Raw genomic sequence first — 22,965 nt, forward strand, 5'->3', positions numbered from 1 at the left:
GTTCCGCTGGGCGTTGAGGGATGCGATGTTGGTGTTGACTGTGAGTGCCATGGTGTACTTCCTCCTTGAGTTGAGTGCGGGGTTTCCTTACCCCTTCTAAGTTGTGCCGTCGGTTCATGGAGAGCACTCCCCCGTCCCGGCCGGCGACGGTTCGCACCTCATTTCACCTTCAGCGTCATGCCGTCAATTCATGTGGCGGCCAGTTAATTGTCCTATCGGCGCCTTGCCGAAAAGCTTTAGAGAAAATTTTGGTATTTGACGATTTTTCCAAAACTTTCGCCGCCAACGCCCCAAAGACTCAAAATAACTGACTACCCTCCACTATCAACCTTTCCCCCAGCTATGGCATCTTCGATGGCGCAAAGAAAATCATGATGCTTGCGAGCATTGGTCTGCCCGCAGACCAGCCGCATCACCTCGGCCGTCTCGTCGAGTTTATACGTTAAGGCCAGAGCCTGGGCGGCCCGTTCGAGGAGTTCGATCCCGCCCTCTCCCTTCTCCCAGGCATCGAGGTAACTCCTTGCCGCCAGCAGGTAATCGCCGTTCTCGAACCGGATCCGTGCGAGCATTTCCGCCACGGCCACATCATGGGGAGCCAGGGATTGGGCCATTTCGGCATAGTCAACGCCGCTGAGAGGTACCCCGCTGTAGGCAACCGAAACAAACCCCGGTCGGAAGCGGTCTTCCGTGGACTCGGCAATCCGGCCGAGCACGAGATAGAGCCCGGCGGAGGGGATCGCCTCCCCGAGCACGGCGGCCAGTTCCTCCCCGAGGGGAGCGGGAATGCCCATGTCCGCAAGCAGTCGCAGGATCGCCCGCGCCTCCTCTTCCCGTCCGAGTTCAAGGAGAGCGACTCCCCACTGGAGCGCCAGCCGGACGCTCCGCTCGCCGCTGAGCCAGCTTGCGGCATAGCTTGACGCCGCCTCTTGCCTGTCCCCCAGCGACTGATAGAGTTCTCCCCGGTCCAGCCACGCCGCGGCGGCATCACGGTCGCCCCGGCGGCAGGCCTCATCGAGCATCGCTGCGGCAAGGGGGAGATAGCGCTCCACCGGCACGACCCCCCGGCGCAGCAGAAGGACGTAACTGCGGGCAAGGGAAACGCCGTTGCGCTCCGGGCGACGTTCGACCCGCTCCAGGATCGCCGCGAGCCGGGCCGCCCGGACCGAACGGAGGTGGTGCCGGAGCAGGTGTTCCCTTCCCGCCCGGGCGATGCGGGAGCGCTCCTCCCCGTCGGCGAGATAGCGGCCAAGCTTGCGCACGAGATCGAAGGGGGTGAAGGCAACCAGATGGCGACCTTCTTCGAACAGCTCGCCGAGGCCGTTATCGACGCGCTCCGTCAGGAGCATGGCCCCTGCCCCGATGGCCTCGAACACCCTGAAATTCACCTCGCGGCAGACCGATTCGTTGATTACGATCTTCGCGCGGTTGAAGATCGCCGCTATTTCCCGGGCCGTGTACCACTTCCCGGGGAGGGGAGAAAACACCCGCAGGTCGCACTGCCTGGCCGCCAGCTCCAGCAGTAGCTTGCGCTTCGGCCGGCTGTCATCTGCCGAGCCGACGAAGACCACGTCGAGATCCCGCTCGGAACCGGTGTCGTCATACTCCGCCGGGTCGCAGCTCCAGGGAAGCCATTGGACATCGGGGCAAACGGCCGAGAAGGGAGCGACGAAGTCCCGCTGGGTCGTCAGGACGCAGTCGCAAACCCGGGCGAAGTGCTGCTGCCAGAAGAAATTGAGATGGCTGTCGATGGAGTAGAAGACGACGGGAATCGGGGAGCGTTCGAGCCCCAGCGGGAACTCGCGCGCACCGATATTCTCCACCAGGAGGCAAAGGTCGGGCCGTCGGGACGGCCCGAGGGTGGCAAGAATGGCATCGAGGGAGAACTTCCCGGGAGGGAGGACAACATCGCTGCCGGGGGCGGTCCCCGCCGAATAAACCGCGTGCCCGAGCGCCGCGAGCTCGCGCGCGAATACGGGGAACCCCACCAGCAGAATGTTCATGTCTAGAGGCTGCCGGCCACCTGTGGCGCGGCGCCCGCAGCACGGTTGTCCCGTCCCGCCTGAGCTGCCGCGGTCTCGTCCGGTTTGAAGAACGGATGTTTCGTTGAGTACTTCCCACCCTCAAGGACGATCTGCTTGGCGAGCATCCGTTCCGGGTTGAGGACGATGGGGCCCTGGAGGTTGACGGTGATCGCGAAGGGGTCGGAGGCCATGGTCACGACGGCGAGGAAGATCGCCTCGCCGTTTTCGGCCAACTGGAGCTTCTCGAACTCCTCGGCGGTGAGCCGGAGGGTGTAGTCGGCAACACAATTTTTGGTGTCGACGACGACAAAGGCCAGGTCGGGGTTGTCGACCGACTGCAGCCAGCAGAAGGGGCCGAGATTCGGCGGGGTAAGAATGAAGAACCGCTTTTCCGCGAAGCCGAGCATCCCCTCGGGCATGGTGATGATCTTGCTCTCGTCGATCTCAAGTGTGTCAAAGCGCGCGGTGTCGATTTTCACGGTGATCACTCCTTGTTGCCCGCAGCGAGGTAGGTAACGGCCGTCTCCAGATCCGTCAGGTTCCACTCGGCCGCCAGTTGGTTTTCCCGCTGCACCTTGAGGAAGATCTCCTCGCGGTAGATGCGCATCTCGCCGGGAGCCTCGATGCCGAGCCGCACCTGGTTTCCCTTCATCTCCACCACCTTGATCCGGATCTGGTCGCCAATGGTGACCACTTCGCCCATCTTTCGTGTCAATACCAACATGTTACGCCCTCCTGGCGTCCGTGATGGAAACGCTTCCCGCTGAAATGGCCCGGTTAGAGGTAGTCGAGGAGCGAGACCTGCGAAACCTTGGCCGAGGCCGCGACCGCCGCCTGATAGGCGGTCTGCTGCTTCGAGAGATCACTCACGACCTGCATGAAATCTATGTCCTGCTTGTCCGAAAGGACCTTGGTGAGACTGTACTTCATCTCTTCGAGGATCCCCTTTGCCCCGTCGAACCGGTTCATCCGGGCACCGAGATCGGTGCGGGTGGAAAGGACCTGCGCCGTGGCAGCATCGAGATTCGGCAGCTCTGCCTGAACGCCGGCCTGGTTGTTGGAGCCGAGGGCGGTGATCAGGTTGTCGAAAATGCCGATGATGTCGGTGCCGCTGGAACCGGGTGGGGTCCCGCCCCGCAGGAGATTTCCCCCCGAATAGTTGATCGCCACCTGGGCCCCGCGGTCCACCTCGACCATGATCTGGTCATCGGTGCCGGTGAAGTTGCCGGCCGCGTCGAACGGGGGGGTATCGTTCTTGAAGCCGCCGAAGATATAACGGCCGTTGAGCTGGGTATTGCCGAGCAGAACCAACTGGCTCCTCATCTGGGTAAATTCGTTCATGGCGGCCGTGCGCGCATTCTGGTCGTTGGTGCCGTTGGCCATCTGCACGGCAAGCTCCTTGGCCCGGGAGAGGACGTTCCCCATCTCGGACATGGCAGATTCGCTCATGGAGAGCCAGGCGGTGCCGTTGGAGATGTTGCGGTCGTACTGGTCCCCCTGGGCGATGAGCCCCTTGAGGTGGAGGATCTGCTGGGCGGTCACCGGGTCATCGCTCGGCTTGCTCACCTTGAGCCCGGTGGATGACTGCTGCTCCAGCTCCTCGGTCCGCTGCCGGATGACCTGGAGGTTATTGAGAACGAGGTTGGCTGTCGTATTCTGGGTCACGCGCATGGTGGTTCTCCGTACCGAACGTTTACCGGACGAGTCCGAGAATGGTATCCATCATCTCGGCACCGGTGGTGATGAGTTTTGCCGACCCCTCGAACGCCTTCTGATACTTGATCAGGTTGGCGAGTTCCTCGTCGAGGGAGACGCCGGAACTGGACTCCCTCAGGTTGTCGAGCTGCTTGATGACGCCGTCGCTCAGGGTCTGCCCCCTCTGCGCATTCTGCACCGCCACCCCCACCTTGCCGACGAGGGAGTTGTAGAACCCTTCAAGGGTGGTATTGCCGCTGGAAAAGGGGAGGGTCTTGTCGTAGAGGCTCGCGATGGTCGAGGCGTTCTTGTTGTTGCCGGTGCCGCCGGTAGTTGGGTCGGTGTCCGCCGCGGCAATATCGTTCGTGTTGGTGATGCTTACCGAAATTCCGCCGAGACCGCTGTAACCGGCCATGGCGGCGGGGGGGGCGAAAAAATCGAGCCCCGTGGAACCGGTCAGGCCGAAGCCCGCGGAGTGCGCGGCGTTCACCTGGGTGGCGAGGTTGTAGGCCAGCTCGTCCAGATCGGAGATGAACTGGTTCACCAGGGTGTCGCGCACCTGCAGGGTCCCCCCCATCTCCCCCTGGCTGTTGTTGGGGCCGCCGACGATGGAACTGATGTCAATGGCGGAGGTCCCCCCCGGCGGCGTGGTGAACACCTTGTAGAACCCGCCGTTGGACGCATCGGGCTGCAGCGAAAGGGTCGCCGCATCCTTGCCGAGGACCAGGGGCTGGCCGAGGGTAAGACTCACGTTCAGCATGCCGTCGGGCTGCTCCAGGTAGGTGATTCCCACCTTCCCGGAGAGCTGGCGTACCAGGAGGTCCCGCTTGTCGCGCAACTCGTTGGCCGTTGTCCCCTGGATCTCCACCTGGCGGATCTGGTCGTTCAGGGAGGCGATCTGGGCCAGCTGGTCGTTCACGTCGGCGGTGATCCCCTCCAGCGACTTGTTCGCCTCGGTCTTGATGTCATTCAGGTAGCCGTTGACCCGGTGGAACTGATCGGTGAGCTGCTGGGCGCGGGCGAGAACCGCCTGCCGCTCCGGCTGCCCCTGGGGGTTGGCGGTCAGATCCTGCCATGCCTTGAAGAAATCCTGCATCGACTTGCCGAGGCCGTCGGTGGTGAACTCGTTGAAGAGCTGCTCGGCCCGGTTCATGGATGAAAGGACCGTAGTTGCCTGGCCGTTCGTGGAGCTTTCCGTCTTTAGCTGCATCTGGAGGAAGTCGTCGTAGGCACGCTGGATCTTCGCCACCTGGACGCCGTTGCCGAGGGGAAAGCCCCGCTCCATGGAGACGTTGCCGCTCTCGAAAATGGTGGTCTGGCGTGAATAGCCGGGGGTGTTGACATTGGAGACGTTCTGGCTCGTCACCTCCAGGGCGAGGCGCTGGGCGGTGATGCCCGACTTCCCGATATCGAGAATGCTGAGGATGCTCATCTCACAACTCCTTGCGCAGCAGCCCCGACCCGGCGCTCCGCTCCACCATCCGCCCCGTCCCGCCGTAGGTCTCCGCCACCGTGAAGCGGCTCTGGAAGAAGGCCAGCGACCTGCCGACGGTGGCAAGCGAGCTTTCGAGGAGCCGCCGGTTGTCGGCGATCATCCCCCGGAGCTCTTCGGCGCGAGTGGCGAGGGTCTCCTGGAGGCTTGCCAGCTCCTCCTTCGCCGGTTTGGGGGTGCAGGCGATGAGGGGGGACAGGGTGACGGTGCCGGTGAGGCCGTGCCGCGCTCCCTCTTGCGCCAGAAGGGTCCGGCAGGTGCCGTCCAGCCCTTCCATCTCAGCCACCACCTCCACCTTCCGGGCAACCGCCACCCGGAGCCGCTCCGTGTCGAGGGCGAGGATGCTCTGCCGCTCCTCCTCCAGGAGCTGCCGCATCTTCTCCATGCTCGCACTCCGGGCATTCAGGACTTCGACCAGATTTGTCATGACGCCTGCCATACCTTTCTCCGAACACTAGCCCCGCAGCGCGGCAATCTTCGCCGCCACCGCCCGGGTGTCGATCTGATAGGTTCCATCCTGGATCTGCTGCTTCAGGGCCGCCACCTTTTCGGCCCGGAACTCAGGCTCGCCGACTGCCGTCTGCTTGAGGCGCTCGACCTGTGCCTTCCCGAGGGAAAGCTCCACCCGGTCGGCGCCGGCAGCCGCGGCGGCGGCAGTGGTCCTGGCGCTCCCGGCGGCCTGCCGCGGAGCCCCGGTGTTTCCGGCGGACGCCACGCTGGAGAGGGAGACGATATCACCGTTAATTGTCATCAATCACCTTTCGTACGGATCGCGGGCAACCTTCGCCGCGGCGGTAGAATGGCTTTCCGACGGAGGTGCCGGTTCCCCGACGAGCTGTTTCTCGATCAGCGGCGCCAGGCCGAGCCCTCCCCGGGCCGCGGAGGCGGTGGCATACTCCTGGTCGAGGAGCGACTGGAAGATCTCCTCCCCCTTCCCGCCGCCGGCAATGGGGTCCTTGCCGGCCGTCTCCCGCATCGACTTGAGCATCATCCCGATGAAGATCGCCTCGAACTCCCGGGCCACCTTCTTTGCCGCCGCACTTCCCCGCTCGCCGGCGCCTCCCTTGGCCTCGGCGAGCCGCCGGGCACGGGCCGCGTCATTGTCCTGGATCAGGGTATCGGTCGGGAGAGTCGTCTGCATGGTGTACCTATCGGCAAAAGCCGCATCTACTTGAGAAAAATATTGAACATCTCCATGGCTGTCGCAGCACGGAGCATGCCAACCGGCGAAAAAAGGCGCCCGGCCGGGCGCCCCTTCTCACGTCTCACGTCTCACGTCTCACGTCTCACGTCTCACGTCTCACGTCTCACGTCTCACGTCTCACGTCTCACGTCTCACGTCTCACGTCTCACTAAATAACCGACAGCTCTGCCTGCATCGCCCCGGCGGCCTTGATCGCCTGGAGGATGCCGATGAGGTCCCGGGGGGTGACGCCCAGGGCGTTCAGCGCCCGGACCACCTCGCCGATGTTGGCCCCCTCCTTCACCACCGCGAGCCCTCCCCCCTCCTCGCTCACCTTGAGCTGGGTCCGCGGCACCACTGCCGTCTCGCCGGTCTTGCTGAAGGGTGCGGGCTGGGAAACCTTGGGGGTCTCCTTGATGTAGAGGGTCAGGTTGCCGTGGGAGACCGCCACCGTGGAGATCCGGACGTTGTCGCCGATGACGATGGTGCCGGTCCGCTCGTTGAGGACCACCTTGGCCGGGTTATCGGGACGCACCTCCAGCCGCTCCATGTCGGCGACGAACTCCACGACCCGCCCCAGGTACGCCTCGGGAAGGGTGAGCATGACCGACCCGGGGTCGCCGGCGGCGGCAACCTTGGTCCCGAAGTGCGCGTTCACCGCCCGGGCAATCCTGGAGGCGGTGGTGAAATCGGGCTGGCTGAGGTCGAGCCGCAGTTCCCCCTTGCCGGCAAGCACATTGGGGAGCTCGCGCTCCACCAGCGCCCCGTTGGGGATCCTGCCGGCGGTGGGGTGGTTCTTCTGGGCACTGGCCGCCTGGCCACCGTAGGAGAAGGAGTTGGTGAGGACCCCCCCCTGGGCCACGGCGTAGACCTGGCCGTCGGCCCCCTTGAGGGGGGTCATGAGGAGGGTGCCGCCGGCGATGCTCTTGGAGTCCCCCACCGACGAGACGAGGACATCGAGCCTCGTCCCCTGCTTGGCGAAGGGGTGGAGATCGGCGGTCACCATGACGGCCGCCACGTTTTTCACCGTGATGTCCCCCCGGTTGACCGTCACCCCCATCCGCTCCAGCATGTTGACGAGGGACTGGACCGGAAACTTGGTCTGGGCGCTGTCGCCGGTACCGTTCAAGCCCACCACGAGACCGTAGCCGATGAGCTGGTTGTCCCGCACCCCGTCGAAGCTGGCGATGTCCTTGATCCGGATCGCCAGGGCGAGGTGAGGGAGGGCAATTAACAGAAGCACTGTCAAAATAATTTTTCGTATCATCGGTTTATCCGTGTTCTCTGCGTTACGCACCCGTAGGGGCGATCCTTGTGATCGCCCATCTCCCTGCACCTGCCGAAAAGGGCAAACACAAGGTTTGCCCCTACGCAATCAGAAAGGCCAGATGTAATCCAGGATATTCATCAGCCACCCCGGCCGCTGGCGGTCGCTGATCACCCCCTTGCCGGCGTAGGTGATCCGGGCGTCGGCGATGAGGGCGGAGCTGACCGTGTTGTCGGAGGAGATGTCGCGGGGCCGGACGGTTCCCTCCAGGATGATGATCTGGTCTTCGTTGTTGACCTTCACGTTGCGCCGCCCCTCGATCATGAAGTTCCCGTTGGGGAGGACGTCGACGATCTTGGCGCTCATGGTGGCGGTCAGGTTTTCCTTGCGGGTGGTGGCGCCGCTCCCCTGGTACTTGGATGCGGTGCTGGCCCCCACCAGGTTGTTCGGATCGGCCCGGGTCAGCTGCTGGAAGAGGGTGGCGCTCTTCTCCAGCCCCAGGAGGTAGGGGACGCTCGCCGAAACGTTTGCCTTGCGCTCCGTGTCGGTGGTCGCCTCCTTGCTGGCGCTGGCGTTCTCCACGATCACCACCGTGAGGATGTCCCCCTTTTTCCGGGCCTTCAGGTCCTCGGCGAGCCCCCCCGACGCCGCCTGCCAGATGGAACCGTTGGCGTAAGTCGGCTGGGGGGCGGTAAGCTGCTCGTCGAAGGCGGGGGTCCTCACCTCCGTCTTCTGCACCACGCACCCCGCCAGAATGAGCCAGATAATTGACACTACCAAACGTTTCACTGACGTACTCCAAAAAGCTAGCGGCTAGCAGCTAGCGGCTGGACTAAAAATCCACCTGCACGGTGCCGGAGGCGATGACCCGGGCGGGGAGCTCCTTCAGGGAGCCGAGGTTCTGCACCATGACGATGTCCCCCTCGGCGCCGTTTCCCCGGGCGCGGCCGGTGGCGGTGAGGCGCAGGGCGGGGCTCTCGGCGATGATGGTCACGAGCTGGCCGCTCTTGACGAGGGGGACCTTCTCCAGGTTCTCCCCCCGAAGCGGCGTGTTGGCCCGGATCGCCACCCGCGCCCGCTTGCCGATCACCTCATCGGCGCTCCGGTAGACCTTCCCCGAAAGCGACGAGATGTCGATCCGGCGGACCGCCACGTCGGCGGGCCCCACGACGTCCCCCCGCTCCAGGGAACGGACCGCCACCACCGTATCGGCCAGGGCCTCCACCTCCACGTTGACCGGAATGTTCTTCTCCACCCGGTCGTTCACCCGGACGATGAGGGCAAGGTTCGCCCGTCCCCACCCCTCCCACGACGCCGGGGCCTGGACCTCATAGGTGACGGCGCCGGCCGGGAGCTTCAGCTCGGGGATCGGCCCGATCCGGCGGATCGCCGTCTCCACCCCGAGATTCGCGGTCTTCTCCCGGACGAAGTCGGCCACTACCTCCTTCACCCGCGCCTCGGTGACGATCTGGGGCGCCGGGGCGGAGAAGGCGGCCGTGACCTGGAACAGGAGGAAAAGGATGATGCCTGTGACGTATTTCATCTGGTTACCCGTGCCGATACCCGTCAGGCGTTACCGCCTGAGGTTGTTCGCCGTCTGCAGCATCTCGTCGGCGGTCTGCACCGCCTTGGAGTTGATCTCGTAGGCCCGCTGCCCCGTGATCATGTTCACCATCTCTTCCATGACGCTCACGTTGCTCATCTCCAGGAACCCCTGGGCGGTGGTGCCGAGGCCGTTCTGCCCCGGGGTGCCGGTGGTGGCGTTCCCGGAGGAGTCGGACTGCTGGAAGAGGTTCTTGCCCAGCGCAATGAGCCCCGACGGGTTGGAGAAGGCAGCGAGCTGGATGTTGCCGACGTTGGTGGGGGTGGTCTGCCCCGCCTGCATGACCGACACGGTGCCGTCGTTGCCGACATTGATGGCGGTGACGTTGCTCGGGATGACCACCTCGGGGATCATCGGATAGCCGTCGGAGGTGACGACCCGCCCCTGGCTGTCGCGCTTGAAGGAACCGGCCCGGGAGTAGGCGGTGGAGCCGTCGGGCATCTGGACCTGGAAGAAGCCGTTCCCCTCGATGGCGACGTCCAGCTCGTTGCCGGTCTGGTTGATGTTCCCCTCGGTGAAGATCTTGGAGACCGCCGCCAGCTTGGCCCCGAGGCCGATCTGGATCCCGGCGGGGACCTGGGTGGAGTTGGTGGAGGGGGCGCCGGTGGTCTTCATGTTCTGGTACATGAGGTCCTGGAAGTCGGCCCTGCTCTTCTTGAACCCCGCGGTATTGACGTTGGCCAGGTTGTTCGCGACGACGTCGATGTTCGTCTGCTGGGCCTGCATCCCTGAGGCCGCCGTCCATAATGCGCGAATCATGCGATTGTTCCTCCTTACGTGCCGTATCACACGTTTGGTGTAGGGGCGATCCTTGTGATCGCCCGGTTCAACGGGGCGAATACGAGATTCGCCCCTACATTCCCCTTACAGCTTTCCTATGTCGTTGGCCGCCTTCCCCGCCAGGTCGTCGTACGCCTTCACCGCCTTGGAGCACATCTCGAAGTAGCGGTTGGTCTCGATGAGCTGGACCATCTCCTGGACGGTGTTGACGTTGGACTCCTCGATGAACCCCTGCATCACCTTTTCCCCCCGCACCGGCTGGGGGGTGGCCTGGGGGTCGGCCGGGACGAAGAGGGCGTTGCCGCTCTTCTGGAGGGCGTAGGGCTTGGGGAAGTCGACCACATCCAGAGTCCCCACCTGGCTCCCGTCCACGAAGAGCTCCCCCCTGGCGTTGATGTCGACCTTCCCGCCGTTGACGGTGATGGGACCGCCGCCGAGGACCTCGTAGCCGTCGACGGTCACGAGCTTCCCCCCGGCGCCCAGGTGAAAGTTCCCCTGCCGCGTATAGGCGCGCCCCTGGGGGGTGTTCACCACGAAGAAGCCGTCGCCGGCCAGGGCGAGATCGAAGGTGTTGCCGGTCTGCTTCACCGCCCCGGCGCTGTAGTCGGTGAAGAAGGTCGTCTCGGAGTAGACCGGCGCGTCGGTGCCGCCGTTGGGCCGCGGAATCGCCCCGGCGCCCTGGAGCATGCTCTCGAAGGTCATCCGGTCCTTCTTGAAACCGGCGGTGTTGGCGTTAGCCAGGTTGTTGGAGAGGACGTCGAGCCGCTTCATGGCCGCGATGTTCCCCGAGAGTGCCGAGTAGATGCCGCTGTTCATGGGTTGCTCCTCTGTGGTCCGACGGTGGTATGGAACCGTAGGGGCGATCCTTGTGATCGCCCTGTTTTGGGCAAACACAAGGTTTGCCCCTACGCGTACATCCCTACCGCATATTCTTCATCTTCGCCCGCAGCCGGACGATGGCCTGGCTGTGGAGCTGGGAGATGCGCGATTCGGAGAGCTCCAGCACCGCGCCGATCTCCTTCAGGTTCAACTCCTCATAGTAGTAGAGGGTGATGACGAGCCGCTCCTTCTCCGGCAGGGACTCAATGGCCGTGGTGAGGGATTCGAGCATCTGCCGCGCCATGAGCTGGCTCTGGGGGTTCTCGACCCCCTTGTCCTCCAGGATGTCCAGGAGGCCGAAGGGGCTGCCGTCCTCGTCCTCCCACGCATCGTCGAGGCTCACGAAGGAGAGAAGATGGATCTCCTCCAGCATGTGGTGGTACTCCTCCACGCTGATCTCCAGGGCCGCCGCCACCTCCTCGCTGGTGGGGTTGCGCCCGAAGCGGTGCTCCAGCATGACGAACTCCCGCTCCAGCCGCTTGAACTTCTCCCGCAGCGAGCGGGTGAGCCAGTCCTGGGCGCGGAGCTCGTCGATGATCGTGCCGCGGATCCGCTGCTCGGCAAAGGTCTTGAACTGGACCCCCCGGGAGGGATCGAACCGTTCGGCGGCGGTGATGAGGCCGATGATGGCGGCACTCATCAGGTCTTCCTGATCGAGATGGGGTGGAAGCTGGGAGGCGATCCTGCCCACAAGGAACTTCACCAGCGGCAGATGGGAGACGATCAGCTCGTCCCGGCTCTGGGCCGCGCCCCGCTGAGCTTCCTGCTCGTATGCCTTCACCAGACAGTTCATGCGCTCTCCATTACGGCGCCGGAGCCGAGAAATCTCCGGAAGAAAAACTGCACGTTCCCTTTCACTCTGCGCTCCCCGCCGTTCTCCAGCACGCGCCGTGCCAGCGTCGTGAAACAGGCGGAAACGGGGGAGTCGGGGAAGAGCTCGATGACCGGCTTCTGGCTCTTCACCGCCTCCACGAGAGTTTCGTCCTTGAGGACGCAGCCGAGGTAATCGAGGGAGATGTCGAGGAACCGGCTCGTCACGTTGGAGAGTTTGGCGAAGACCTGGAGCGCATCGTCGGTGTCCTTCGCCATATTGACGAGGACCTTGAAGTAGCGCTCGGAGTGGCGGGTCGCCAGGAGCTTGATCAGGGCATAGACGTCGGTGATGGAGGTCGGCTCCGGGGTGACCACCACCACGATCTCCTGGGAGGCGGTATTGAAGTAGGCGACGTTGTCCGAGATTCCCGCCTCGGTGTCGATGACGAGGATGTCGAACTCCTCCTCCAGGGCATCGAGCTCGTCCATGATCTTGACCCGCTCCTGGAGCCCCAGGGAGGTGAAGTCGGGGAGCCCCGAGCCGGCCGGGATGATCCGGATCCCCCCCGGCCCCTCGACGATGATCTCCTCCAGCCGCTTCCTCCCGGCAAAGACGTCATTCAGGGTGTAGTCCGGCGTCAGCCCCAGCAGTACGTCGATATTGCCGAGACCGAGATCGGCGTCGATGACGAGGACCTTTTTCCCCCGGCTGGCAAGGGCGAGGGAGAGATTGACGACCACGTTGCTCTTGCCGACCCCCCCCTTGCCGCTGGTCACGGAGATCACCCTGACCCCCTTTGCATTCATCCCCTCCTGGGGACGGGCCGCCGCAGCCTTTCGCTGCTTTTTCACGGAAGTGGCCAGCTGGCGGAGGCTGTCGGCCTGGTCTCCCGTTGTCACCGTGGCGTTCATTGCTTACACTCCCCCAACACGAGCCCGGCGAGCCTGCCGGCCGTGGCGATTTCAAGGTCTTCGGGCACCCGCTGCCCGGTGGTGAAGAACGAGAGCGGGAACTTGGTCCGCAGATGGGCGTTGACGATGCAGCCGTAGCTCTCGCTCTCGTCGAGCTTGGTGAAGATGACGCGGCTGATGGGGAGAACCCCGAAGCGCTCCACGATCTCCTGCAGCTCCCGGTCCCGGGTCGTGGCCGCCAGGCAGAGGTGGATCTCGATGGCGAACCTCGACTCCAGGAACCCCTTCAGCTCCCCGATCTTTTCCATGTCCTTGGGGCTTCTCCCGGCGGTGTCGATCAGGATCAGCTCCTTGTCGGAGTGGAGCTCGATGGCCGCCTCCAGCTCCATCGGCGTGGCCGCCACCTCGACGGGAACCCCCATGATCCGCGAGTAGGTCTTGAGCTGCTCCACGGCGCCGACCCGGAAGTTGTCGATGGTGACGAGCGCCGCCCGGTGCCCCTCGCGCAGCGAATAGAGCGCCGCCAGCTTGGCAACGGTGGTGGTCTTGCCGACCCCCGTGGGACCCACCAGGGCGATGATCCGCGGACCGTTCTTCTTCAGCGTCAGCGGCCCGGCGCACTTGATGACACTCTTGAACGCCTGGGGGAGGAAGGGACGGATCGTCTCCGCTGTCCCCCCACGTTTGGCCTCGGGCTGCAGCTGCTCCATGACGGCCCGGACCGCCCCCCGCTCCAGCCCCTTGCGGTGAAGCTCGTTCACCACCATCCGGAGCGCCCCCCTGAGGCCGCCAAAGCCTTTCACTTCGCCCGGATCGGCACTCTTCGCCTTCGGCTGCGCGGCTGGCGCCGGGGCCTCGGCCCTGGCCGCACCCTCCCCCGCCTCCCTGGCGGCGAGGGTCTTGAAGAGGAGCTTCTTCATCTCCTCCAGGTCCTGTTTGGCGATGGGCTTCGTCCCGGGATCCGTGGCGGGTTCCGGCACCGGCGCAACCACCGCCGGCTTCACCGCCGGCTCCTCGGCCCGGGGAGCGGCCCCCGCCCTGGCGGCGGTCTCCTTGCGGGAGAGGATCTCGACCCGCTCGCGGAGCTCCTTCAGTTCCCGGGCCAGGGGGGCGAGCATGGAGCTCTCCATCATCTCCTTGGCGGAGAGCTGGGGCTCCGGGGCCTCCCGGTAGGGGTTCTGCGCCGGCTGCCGCGGCTTCATCTCAAGGCCGGCGGTCACCTGGACGACCGGCTTGCTGAAGAACCCGAAGAGCCCCTTCTTCTTCTCCTTCCTGGAGGAGATGATCATGGCGTCGGGGCCGAGTTCGGCCTTCACCATGCGCAGGGCCTCGGACATGTCTACCGCTTCGAATGTCTTAACCAGCATTGAGCGTTACCACCCCTAAAGATTGGATTTTGATGTTGGACGGGATCTCGTTGTGCGACAGGACCGCCAGGTTCGGAACGAACCGCTCGGTCAGCTTCTTGACGTGGCGCCGGATCGACGGCGACGCGATCAGCACCGGGTTCGTCCCCACCTGGTTGAACTTCTCCATCTCCTGCCGGATGCCGGAGAGAATCACCTGGGCCGTGTTGGGCTCGATGGCGAGGTAGCTCCCCTGCTCGGAGGGCTGGATCGCCTCGGCGACGATCTCCTCCACCCGGCGGTCGAGGCTCATCATGCAGAGGGTCTCGTCCTCCCGCTTGTACTGGTCGACGATGTAGCGCCCCAGGGCCTGGCGGACGAACTCGGTGAGGGTGTCCGGGTCCTTGGTGAGCCCGCCGTAGTCGGCCAGCGTCTCCAGGATCGTCCGCAGGTCCCGGATGGAGACCCCCTCGCGCAGGAGGTTCTTGATGACCCGCAGCACCGTCCCGAGGTTCAGAAGCGACGGCACCAGCTCGTCCACCACCTTCGGGAAGCTGGCGGAGAGGTTGTCGAGGAGCTGCTGGAGCTCCTGGCGTCCCACCATCTCGTGGGCGTGCTTCTTGATGATCTCGCTGATGTGGGTGGCGATGATGGTGGTGCTGTCAACCACGGTGTAGCCGTAGATCTGGGCCTGCTCCTTCCCTTCGGCCCGGATCCAGATGGCGGGAAGCCCGAAGACCGGCTCGGTGGTCCGCACCCCCTCCACGTGGCCGCTCACCGCCCCGGAATCCATGGCCAGGTACTGGCCGGAGAGCTCGCCGCCGCCGACCTTCGCCCCCTTGATCATGATGCAGTACTCGTTGGGCTTGAGCTGCAGGTTGTCGTGGATATGGATCGGCGGCACCACGAACCCCATCTTCTGGGCGAACTGGCGCCGGATGGAGCGGATCCGCTCCAACAGTTCCCCCTCCTGGGCCGCATCCACCATCGGCACGAGACCGTAGCCCACCTCCAGCTCCAGCATGTCGAGGGGGCGGATGGCGGCCGCCGGGTCCCCCGCCTCGCCCCCTTCCTGGGGAGCGGGGAGGGCCGTAAGTTCGTCCTCCACCACCTGGGCACCTTCCTTCGCCATGCGACCGGCGAAGATCGCGGCCCCCGAGAGGAGGAAGAAGGCGAAGTGGGGAAGCCCCGGGATGAGGCCGAAGGCGAAGAGGACCCCGCCGGAGACATAGAACGCCTTGGGGTAGTTGAGGAACTGGCCGGTGATCTCGTGGCCGAAGCTCTTCTCGTCGGCGGAGCGGGTGACGATGATGCCGGCGGCGGTGGAGATGATGAGGGCCGGGATCTGGGCCACCAGCCCCTCGCCGATGGTGAGGAGGGTGTAGTTGGAGAGGGCGGCGTCCAGCGGCATGCCGTTCTGCCAGACCCCGATCACGAAGCCGCCGATGATGTTCACCAGCATGATCAGGATGCCGGCCACGGCGTCACCCCGGACGAACTTGCTGGCGCCGTCCATGGAGCCGTAGAAGTCGGCCTCCCGGGCCACCTTCGTGCGGCGGCGGCGGGCCTCCTTCTCGTTGATGAGCCCGGAGGAGAGGTCGGCGTCGATGGCCATCTGCTTCCCCGGCATGGCGTCGAGGGTGAAGCGGGCCGCCACCTCCGCCACGCGGCCGGCACCCTTGGTGATGACCACGAAGTTGATGATGACGAGGATCAGGAAGATGACGGCGCCAACCACGTAGTTTCCCCCCACCACGAACTGGCCGAAGGACTTGATCACGTGGCCGGCCGCCTCCACCCCCTCGTTGCCGTGGAGGAGAATGAGGCGCGTGGAGGCGATGTTCAGGGCCAGGCGGTAGAGGGTGGTGACGAGGAGGACCGACGGGAAGACCGAGAAGTCGAGGGGCTGCTGGGTGTAGAGGGCGACGAGGAGGATGGCGAGGGCGACGGTGATGTTCCCCGCCAGGAAGATGTCGAGGAGAAACGATGGCAGCGGGACGATCATCAGGGCCAGGACGCCGATGAGCGCCACGGCCATGTAGATGTCCGCGTTGTTCTTCGCAGGCTGAAGGCCGTATGCTTCCGCCGCCGGATGGGCCACTGAAAATTCTCCTCGTTAATTCAGGCACTTTTACCACGCACCACCATTTGTGCAACCGGTATGCCAGAGAGGAGACGATGAGGCGGAAACGCCGGCAAATCCCCCCGCCGCCCTTTTTTCAGCCGAAGGGCTCAAGAATCGGAGCCTCCTGCCGATACGAACTATTACGGGTAAAGTAGACGGCATTTTGTAACGGACCGGTCAAGGTTTTGACTTTATCCGCCCTAACTGCCCTGAATATCGAAGAAACATGAAAGCAACACCCCATGCTCTGCGTAATAAAAAAAAGCCGCACCTTCCGACGGAAGAGCGGCTTTTTTCGTACAACGACGGCTTGACGCTTTAATAGTACTCCTCGTCATACTCCGGCACAGCATCGAGGAATCCCGGCACCCGTTCCAGCCGGGCGACCGACGCGTCCACCTCGGCGATGAGCCGTTCCCGGTCCTTGGGATAGCTCCCCGCCAGCTCCAGAAAATTGGAGACGTGGTTGGAACGGAGGATGGTCCGCTGTGGCGCCAGCATCGTCAGGAGCTCCCGGACCTCCCGGAGGAGCTCTCGATGGGTGCACTGCTCCAGGGTCCGGATGAAGTCGTCGTTATGGCGGTGGAAGAGGGTGAGGAGCGAGAAATACTCGGGGTTCACCCGGTTGACCCACGCGGCCGTGGCCCGGGAGTGTTCGAGGCTCCTTCCCCTGCCGGCCAGGCCGAGAATGGCGGTAACGGAGAGCTTCATCCCCGCCTCCCGGGCCTTGCACCCCTCCCGCGCCATCTCATCGGCCGAGAACCCCTTGTTCACCGCAGCCAGCGTCCCGTCGTCCCCCGACTCCAGCCCGAAGTAAAGGATCCGGAGCCGTTTCTTCCGCAGGGTCCGCAGTTCCTCCACACTCTTGGTGGTGAGGCTTTTGGGGGAGGCATAGGAGCCGACCCGCGTCAGGTTCGGAAACGTCGCGGCAAGCCGGTCGAGGATGGCGCAGAGCCCCTCGAAGGGGTAGACCAGGGCGTCGCCGTCGGCCAGAAAGACCCGGTCCGCATGGGGACGGTACCGGGCCGGAATGCCGTCGATCTCGGCGAACACCTCCTCCACCGGCTTCAGCCTGAAGCGCTTCATCTTGTACATCCCGCAGAAGGCGCAGTGGTTCTGGGAACAGCCGATGGTGATCTGGAAGATGAGGCTGCGGGCTTCACTGGGTGGGCGGAAGACGGGCTCTACGTAGGCGGGCATGGTGGATTCCTGTTCAATTCAAGGAAGCATGAGATTATACGCCTCGGCGGTCTAATACATCGATTGGGGCAAGGGGATATTAATTCCGTCATCTAGGGCAGCGACAAACCATCCGCGCATGGCGTCCTTGATCATAGAAAGTATCAGCCCTGGTTTCGCCAACCGACATGCACCCTTCCAACTCTTTGACCTTGACGAAACAGCTCCCCTCATCAGGGATGATTTCGATGGTGTAGGGGAGAGCCATATACTCTTCCACGTTTCTTTTCATGCCACTCCTCATAAGTTTACAAGTTGACGGCCTGTTTCACGCATTTGAACACCCAGCCCCTTAATTGCAAAGGCGACCCATTGGCCGCCTTTTATCCTGAAACTCCCCCAATACACTTAACCTGCATTCCATCACGGAACACTGTTTGCCGGCAGCCAGGACTCGACTTTCAAGCTCCCAATCTCTTGCAGCCGCCTAAAATCGCTGTCGCAGGAAACCACCGTGTAACCGTACCGCTTGGCTACGGCAGCGATCCAGAGATCGTTTTCAGAAAACCCAAGTTCCTCTATCCTCGCCCTGCGGCGTTTGGCTTTTTCCTTAGGCCCAAAATAATCAATGATGGAAGCTTTCAACTCACCGTAAATATCCGCAACCTGGTCGTCGACAGGAAAAACTTCAATTTCGTCAAAGAATTCCCGGGACTCGTTGGAGATTTTCCTGTTTTTTCTCGGGCTTGTGCACCATGAAGAACAGCTCGCCACGCACGATGGCACATGTCGCCACCGGCACCTCGTCCAAAACTGACAACTTCTCAACAATGCTCGGGTGACCGGCAATAAGGTGGCTGGAATGGTTGGTGTCCAGGAGGTACATGAGAGAGATTAGAAAATGGCCTTTGCCCTGGCGTCGTAGGCTTCCTTGAGGCAGCGGTCCAGGTCATCCCCGGCCCAGGTACCGGCGAACTTCAGGAGGGATTTAGCAGTAGATCGCCGCGCCTTGGCAAGCATCTCGCCGGGGAGACGTTCCGCGCGGGAAACGGTTGTATTCTGCATGATGCCGTTGCACACCAGTGAAGTATACGCAGGGGTGACCGGCGCTGCCAATACGGACATCGCAACAAAGGGAAGCCCCTTCTTCCCAAGCCCGACAAAAAAAGATGTCGAAGTCGATTCGTTTGTATAGGTCATGAAGGCGCCCCTCCGATCGTCTCAACGGTTCTTTCAACCTGTGCAAAACCATATTCCATGACAATTTTTGCCTGGTCCAGGCTTGACCGGTAACTCTTGTCCTGATTATAGCTATATCTGTCGTTGAAATCGGCCGTTATTTCTATCCCATGGGCTATGGCATCCTTGTCGGAGAGGCTCATAACCCCTTGGACATCAGACGCGATATTCCAGGTTCGATAATTTGCGACACTCACGTTGCTGAAAAAACGGTTATCAACAACATTTGTTGTCTTTACGTTCAGATCATGAACCCCCGTCGTTGACTCATTCTTGAGGAGCAATTTCGCAAGATGAGCCAGGACTTCTTCGTCCCCCCCCGTGCAGGGAAGTTGAACCTTTGTGGAAAGCCCGCAAAAATAAGGGCTTTTTTCGCCCAGCAGGGTGATGAGGTCAAAAAGAATGGCGATTCGCTCGGCAAGATAGTTCTTACCCTTATGGCTGTCACCCTGGTAATCAGGTGAATAGGAAACATTGAGGACGATACCGACCTGCGAGACGACTATCTGGCTGAAACCGTGTACCGAGCCGAAAATCAACCTTGGCACCTCGGGGTCCAACTCGTCCGGAACCCCGATTATCTGTGGCTGGAGATAGTGCCCCTTCAAACGGTCCTCAAAGTCGTTTGCCAACCGACGAATGGTTGCATGCCGGGGAAAAACGACATTGAAGCTGTTTTGTACGTAGCGTGGCATGTCAAACACGGAAACCTCCATCCTCCATCATCCCTCTTGCAGTTCGCGCGGGACTATACCACAACTCTTTTTCACTGCCTAAGCTATTCTATCAGTCAATTGCCTTAAGGGAATACCGCGCCCCGCGCCTCTCCCCCGTCTGCACCACCGCTCCCTCCTCCTTCAGCTGGCGGATCGCCCAGGCCCACTCCGTGTCGGAAAGGCTGAGGGCGGCGGCGATCTCTGCCCTGGAGTAGTCGCGGCCGGGGAACATGTGGGAGAGAATGCGCCGGGGGACGGTGTCGGCGGCGTAGGGTACGGGCGGTTCGGCCACGAGGGGAAGGTCGTGCTCCCCCTCTCCCGCCGGAAGAGGCTTTTCTTTGGCACCCCCCTTCCGCGGGGAGAGGGGGAGGGGTGAGGGGGCCTTCGTGTCGCAGGGGGCGGCGTCGCCGGTTCCGGTTTCGCCGAAATAGCGGGCCATGAGCGAGTGCATGAGGGCCTCGGCCTGGCCGAGGGAGCGTTCCTGCTGGATGATGAGGGCGCCGATATCAACTGCGCGGGTTGAAAATGCTTCCTGAATCTCAAGAGGCGGAACCGGAATAGGCAAACACTTCAGCTTCCCCTGAGAAATATTTCTCATGCTGTCACTGGTACCGGTTGCAAGCTTACCCATCATGTACTTGAGAAAGAGGATCTCGGTGGCGGTGGTGGTGCCGATCTTGACGTCGTCCACGATCCGGTCCCGGTCCACCCGGCCGGAAAAGGGCGGGTTGGCGAGGATGACGGCATACCCCTCCGGGGGTATCCCCAGGTCGGCCTTCTGCTGGGGGTCGAGGGTGGTGGTGAGGACGTTGCGGCGGCGGATGGATACGGCGGGAAGGCCCCGCAGGGTGAGGTTCATGGTGGCGAGGCGCACCATCTTGGGGTCCACGTCGCTGCCGTAGAAGGTGCGGTGGGCCAGGATGTCCCACTTGGCTGCGGAGAGCATGTCGCCGGCGCCGCGCCGCAAGGGCTTGCCGTCCAGCTCCACCTCATCCACGGCGCCCGGCGAGGAGTTTTCGAGGCGGATGTGGTCGTAGGCGGCAACAAGGAAGCCGGCGGTGCCGGCGGCGGGGTCGTAGACCGTCTCGCCGATCCGCGGGTCAATCATTCGCACCATGGCCCGGATGATGTGGCGCGGGGTGCGGAACTGTCCCAGCTCCCCCGCCTGGCTGATCTGCCGGAGGACGTGCTCGAAGAGGTCACCCTTGGTGTCGGCGTCGGCCCGGTCCAGGCGCAGGCCGTCCACGAGCCCCACCACTTGGGTCAGGACCGTGGGATCGTCGATGCCGAGACGGGCACCCTCCATGAAGTTGACCGCCGAGCGCTGGGCCGCCTCGGCGAAGAAGGGGAAGACCTCGTCGCGCACGAAGCGGACGAGGTTCTCGCCGGAAACCCCCTGAGCCCAGACCGACCAGCGGAAGCGTTCCCGGGGAATGGTCTTCTCTCCCTCACGGGGGGCGTTGAGGGGGTTTTTCAGGGTCCAGTCGCCGGCAAAGGTTCTTGTGTAGGGGCGCTTCGCCAGGCGCGCCCGGGCGACGCTGAGCCTCGGCGCGGTAGTCCCAGAAGAGGATTTCGTTTCCGTTGGCGAGGAACACGTACGGCACGTTGTCCAGTTGCCCGGCATAGGCGCGCCCCTGGCGTTCGCCGGCCCGGGCGCTTGTGCTAGTCCGTTTCGCTTCGACCACCGCCAGTGCCCGACCGTGGCGGTCGCACAGTACGTAATCGGCATAGGTGCCGTCGGGGAGCCGGTACTCGTAGCGGACACTCGTGCCGTCAGGCCCGCGTCACGCAGCTGTTCGTCGATGACGACCCTGCTGAAAGCTTCTTTCCTGTTTTTTGGTCCCGCCATAATGGCCCCGCCCCTGAACGTCGGTCAATTCCCCATGTATTTACAAATACGCCTCTGCAAAGTCAATCACCATATCCGGACAATCCGTCAGAGCACGCCTCAGCAAACGCCCGCCGGTACTCACGCACGAGCCGCCCTTCGTCCACGCTCTCGATGAACCCCCAGGGGAGCGGCTCGTCCAGGGGGATGTCGCGGTGGACGAGGAGATCGGGAGAGGGGTCGAATTCCCGCGCGGCCCGCTTCCAGCTGCCGAGCTCGGCGGCGCGCAGGAGAAACGCGGATAGACGCCGGTCGCCGCGGGAGAGGAGCGCCTGGAGCCAGGCATCCTTGGGACTTTCGGCTTGGAGGCGGACGTTGGAGAGCTTGCCTACCGCCTGCTGAAGGTATTTGAGCTTCCTTTCCAGAGACGCCGTCTCTTCCATGCCGCACCACTGAAACGGGGTGAACGGCTTGGGGACGAAGGGGTTCACCGAGAGGATGATCTCACCGAGCCGTTTGTTCTTCTTCGCCGCGGCGATCACCCGCTCGCGGATCTTTCCGACCAGCGCCACCAGCTCCTCCAGGTCGGTCATGGTCTCGGTGGGAAGCCCGATGATGAAGTAGAGTTTCAGGTTCAGGATGTCGTGACCGATGAGGAGGTCGCAGGCGGCAAGGATCTGCTCTTCCGTCAGGTTCTTGTTGATGAGGTCCCGCATCCGCTGGCTTCCCCCCTCGGGGGCAAGGGCAACGGTCTTGTGGCCGCTCGCTTTGAGCACTTCGATCATTTCCGCGTCGAGCCGGTCGATCCGCAGCGAGGAGACCGAGACCTTCCCCCCCTGCTCAAGGATGTGCCTGCAGAGTTCTCCGATCTCCCGGTAGTCGGAGACCGCCGCCCCCACGAGGCCGATCTTGTGCCGCGCCTTCAGCCCCTCGGCCACCGCGGCTTTCACCGTCTCCAGGGACCGCTGCCGGTAGGGGAGATAGATGAACCCGGCCGCGCAGAACCGGCACCCCCGCGGGCACCCCCGGGAGACCTCGATGAGGTACATGTCGGAGAACTCCGTCCCCGGGGTCAGGATCTCGGAGACAGTCGACCGCCCGTCCGGTTCCGCCATCCAGAGCCGCCGCACCCGTTCGGGCGCCCCGCCGAGCGCCCGCCGGGACAGGAGACGGACACCGTCGTAGACAACTTCATAGAGGGACGGTACGTAGATGCCTGGGAGCCGGGCGGCATCAGTCAGAAATTCCCGGCGATCAGCAATCCCCCTGGCACGGACCAGCCCGAGAAGTAGCGGCAGGAGCGGTTCCCCCTCGCCGATGCAGATCAGGTCCATGAAATCTGCCACCGGCTCGGGGTTGAGGAAGAGGGCGGCCCCCCCTCCCATGACGAGGGGATGGGCGGCGCCCCGCTCGGCGCTCCGCGCCGGGATGCCGGCCAGATCGAAGATGGCGGGGATGTTCAGGTAGTCGCTCTCGAAGGAGACGGAAAAGGCGACGAGGTCGAAGGAGGAGAGCGGCTGTTGCGATTCGAGGGAGAGGAGCGGCCCCCCGCTCTTGCGGTACTCGCGCAGCTCTTCGGCATCGGGTAGGAAGGCCCGTTCGCAGAGAACGTCGGGCTCCCCGTTCAGGAGGGCATGGACCGCCTGGAAACCGAGGTTGCTCATGCCGACGGCGTAACGGTTCGGATAGACGAGGCAGACGGTCAGCTTGCCGCCCCGCCGCTTCGGCGCCGCGCCTTCCTCACCGGCAAGGATGCGGCGGTGTTTCTCGATGATTTTCCATGACATGGGTAAAAACGTACCACGAAGGGGGGTGGTGCCGGAAGGGGGAAAAAGACCCGGTCCCCCTGGAGGGGGTAAGCGGGGGACCGGGGAATGAAAGCATCAA

Annotated in this window: 23 protein-coding genes and 1 pseudogene; all 24 read right to left on the minus strand. The window is 63.5% G+C overall.

Annotated features, from left to right (window positions below):
• Nucleotides 1-311 precede the first annotated feature (311 nt).
• Complete coding sequence (locus tag M6689_RS00885) at nucleotides 312-2,000, minus strand: glycosyltransferase (RefSeq protein WP_298266731.1); 1,689 nt, start codon at nucleotides 1,998-2,000, stop codon at nucleotides 312-314.
• 2 nt (nucleotides 2,001-2,002) lie between these two features.
• On the minus strand, nucleotides 2,003-2,500 hold the full coding sequence (locus M6689_RS00890) for a flagellar assembly protein FliW (RefSeq protein ID WP_298266732.1): 498 nt from the start codon (nucleotides 2,498-2,500) through the stop codon (nucleotides 2,003-2,005).
• A 5-nt stretch (nucleotides 2,501-2,505) separates the two neighbouring features.
• A complete protein-coding gene (gene csrA, locus M6689_RS00895) occupies nucleotides 2,506-2,745 on the minus strand; it encodes a carbon storage regulator CsrA (RefSeq protein ID WP_298266734.1) in 240 nt (79 codons plus the stop codon).
• Nucleotides 2,746-2,798: 53 nt separating this feature from the next.
• Nucleotides 2,799-3,692, minus strand: a complete 894-nt coding sequence (gene flgL / locus M6689_RS00900; RefSeq protein WP_298266736.1) for a flagellar hook-associated protein FlgL — start codon at nucleotides 3,690-3,692, stop codon at nucleotides 2,799-2,801.
• A 22-nt stretch (nucleotides 3,693-3,714) separates the two neighbouring features.
• A complete protein-coding gene (gene flgK, locus M6689_RS00905) occupies nucleotides 3,715-5,148 on the minus strand; it encodes a flagellar hook-associated protein FlgK (RefSeq protein WP_298266738.1) in 1,434 nt (477 codons plus the stop codon).
• Nucleotide 5,149: 1 nt separating this feature from the next.
• Nucleotides 5,150-5,647 carry a flagellar protein FlgN gene (locus M6689_RS00910; protein WP_298266740.1) on the minus strand — a complete coding sequence of 166 codons (498 nt, stop codon included), beginning with the start codon at nucleotides 5,645-5,647 and terminating at the stop codon, nucleotides 5,150-5,152.
• 15 nt (nucleotides 5,648-5,662) lie between these two features.
• A complete protein-coding gene (flgM, locus tag M6689_RS00915) occupies nucleotides 5,663-5,959 on the minus strand; it encodes a flagellar biosynthesis anti-sigma factor FlgM (protein ID WP_298266742.1) in 297 nt (98 codons plus the stop codon).
• 3 nt (nucleotides 5,960-5,962) lie between these two features.
• Nucleotides 5,963-6,349, minus strand: coding sequence for a rod-binding protein (locus M6689_RS00920; RefSeq protein ID WP_298266744.1), 387 nt, complete (start codon nucleotides 6,347-6,349; stop codon nucleotides 5,963-5,965).
• Nucleotides 6,350-6,560: 211 nt separating this feature from the next.
• Nucleotides 6,561-7,658, minus strand: a complete 1,098-nt coding sequence (locus M6689_RS00925; RefSeq protein WP_298266747.1) for a flagellar basal body P-ring protein FlgI — start codon at nucleotides 7,656-7,658, stop codon at nucleotides 6,561-6,563.
• 108 nt (nucleotides 7,659-7,766) lie between these two features.
• Nucleotides 7,767-8,447 carry a flagellar basal body L-ring protein FlgH gene (locus M6689_RS00930; protein ID WP_298266749.1) on the minus strand — a complete coding sequence of 227 codons (681 nt, stop codon included), beginning with the start codon at nucleotides 8,445-8,447 and terminating at the stop codon, nucleotides 7,767-7,769.
• Nucleotides 8,448-8,490: 43 nt separating this feature from the next.
• Nucleotides 8,491-9,201 (minus strand): flagellar basal body P-ring formation chaperone FlgA, encoded by a 711-nt coding sequence (gene flgA / locus M6689_RS00935; RefSeq protein WP_298266751.1) that lies wholly within the window; start codon nucleotides 9,199-9,201, stop codon nucleotides 8,491-8,493.
• A gap of 30 nt (nucleotides 9,202-9,231) precedes the next feature.
• A complete protein-coding gene (flgG, locus tag M6689_RS00940) occupies nucleotides 9,232-10,020 on the minus strand; it encodes a flagellar basal-body rod protein FlgG (RefSeq protein WP_298266753.1) in 789 nt (262 codons plus the stop codon).
• 105 nt (nucleotides 10,021-10,125) lie between these two features.
• The gene (flgF, locus tag M6689_RS00945; protein WP_298266755.1) at nucleotides 10,126-10,857 is read right to left on the minus strand and encodes a flagellar basal-body rod protein FlgF; all 732 of its coding nucleotides are present in this window, start codon (nucleotides 10,855-10,857) and stop codon (nucleotides 10,126-10,128) included.
• Between the two features lie 103 nt (nucleotides 10,858-10,960).
• Nucleotides 10,961-11,713, minus strand: a complete 753-nt coding sequence (locus M6689_RS00950) for a FliA/WhiG family RNA polymerase sigma factor (RefSeq protein ID WP_298266757.1) — start codon at nucleotides 11,711-11,713, stop codon at nucleotides 10,961-10,963.
• The gene (locus M6689_RS00955) at nucleotides 11,710-12,645 is read right to left on the minus strand and encodes a MinD/ParA family protein (protein ID WP_298266759.1); all 936 of its coding nucleotides are present in this window, start codon (nucleotides 12,643-12,645) and stop codon (nucleotides 11,710-11,712) included. The genes M6689_RS00950 and M6689_RS00955 overlap by 4 nt, the downstream gene beginning before the upstream one ends.
• A complete protein-coding gene (flhF, locus tag M6689_RS00960) occupies nucleotides 12,642-14,012 on the minus strand; it encodes a flagellar biosynthesis protein FlhF (protein ID WP_298266761.1) in 1,371 nt (456 codons plus the stop codon). The genes M6689_RS00955 and flhF overlap by 4 nt, the downstream gene beginning before the upstream one ends.
• Nucleotides 14,002-16,092, minus strand: a complete 2,091-nt coding sequence (gene flhA, locus M6689_RS00965; RefSeq protein WP_298266763.1) for a flagellar biosynthesis protein FlhA — start codon at nucleotides 16,090-16,092, stop codon at nucleotides 14,002-14,004. Before flhA ends, flhF begins: the two co-directional genes overlap by 11 nt.
• A 342-nt stretch (nucleotides 16,093-16,434) precedes the next feature.
• Nucleotides 16,435-17,316, minus strand: a complete 882-nt coding sequence (locus tag M6689_RS00970; protein WP_298266765.1) for a radical SAM protein — start codon at nucleotides 17,314-17,316, stop codon at nucleotides 16,435-16,437.
• A gap of 402 nt (nucleotides 17,317-17,718) precedes the next feature.
• Nucleotides 17,719-18,081: a type II toxin-antitoxin system VapC family toxin gene (locus M6689_RS00975; RefSeq protein WP_298266767.1), complete on the minus strand. Its 363-nt coding sequence runs from the start codon at nucleotides 18,079-18,081 to the stop codon at nucleotides 17,719-17,721.
• A 108-nt stretch (nucleotides 18,082-18,189) separates the two neighbouring features.
• Nucleotides 18,190-18,495 (minus strand): hypothetical protein, encoded by a 306-nt coding sequence (locus M6689_RS00980; protein ID WP_298266769.1) that lies wholly within the window; start codon nucleotides 18,493-18,495, stop codon nucleotides 18,190-18,192.
• Complete coding sequence (locus tag M6689_RS00985; protein ID WP_298266770.1) at nucleotides 18,492-19,229, minus strand: hypothetical protein; 738 nt, start codon at nucleotides 19,227-19,229, stop codon at nucleotides 18,492-18,494. The genes M6689_RS00980 and M6689_RS00985 overlap by 4 nt, the downstream gene beginning before the upstream one ends.
• 91 nt (nucleotides 19,230-19,320) lie before the next feature.
• Nucleotides 19,321-20,874, minus strand: a complete 1,554-nt coding sequence (locus M6689_RS00990) for an N-6 DNA methylase (protein ID WP_298266771.1) — start codon at nucleotides 20,872-20,874, stop codon at nucleotides 19,321-19,323.
• A pseudogene (locus M6689_RS16205) lies at nucleotides 20,849-20,965 on the minus strand (hypothetical protein); the annotation flags it as partial. The gene M6689_RS00990 and the pseudogene M6689_RS16205, both read right to left, overlap by 26 nt.
• Nucleotides 20,966-21,161: 196 nt before the next feature.
• The gene (locus tag M6689_RS00995; protein ID WP_298266772.1) at nucleotides 21,162-22,865 is read right to left on the minus strand and encodes a radical SAM protein; all 1,704 of its coding nucleotides are present in this window, start codon (nucleotides 22,863-22,865) and stop codon (nucleotides 21,162-21,164) included.
• Nucleotides 22,866-22,965: the final 100 nt, after the last annotated feature.

The sequence above is a fragment of the Geobacter sp. genome, from assembly GCF_027327745.1.
Taxonomy (GTDB): Bacteria; Desulfobacterota; Desulfuromonadia; order Geobacterales; family Geobacteraceae; genus Geobacter.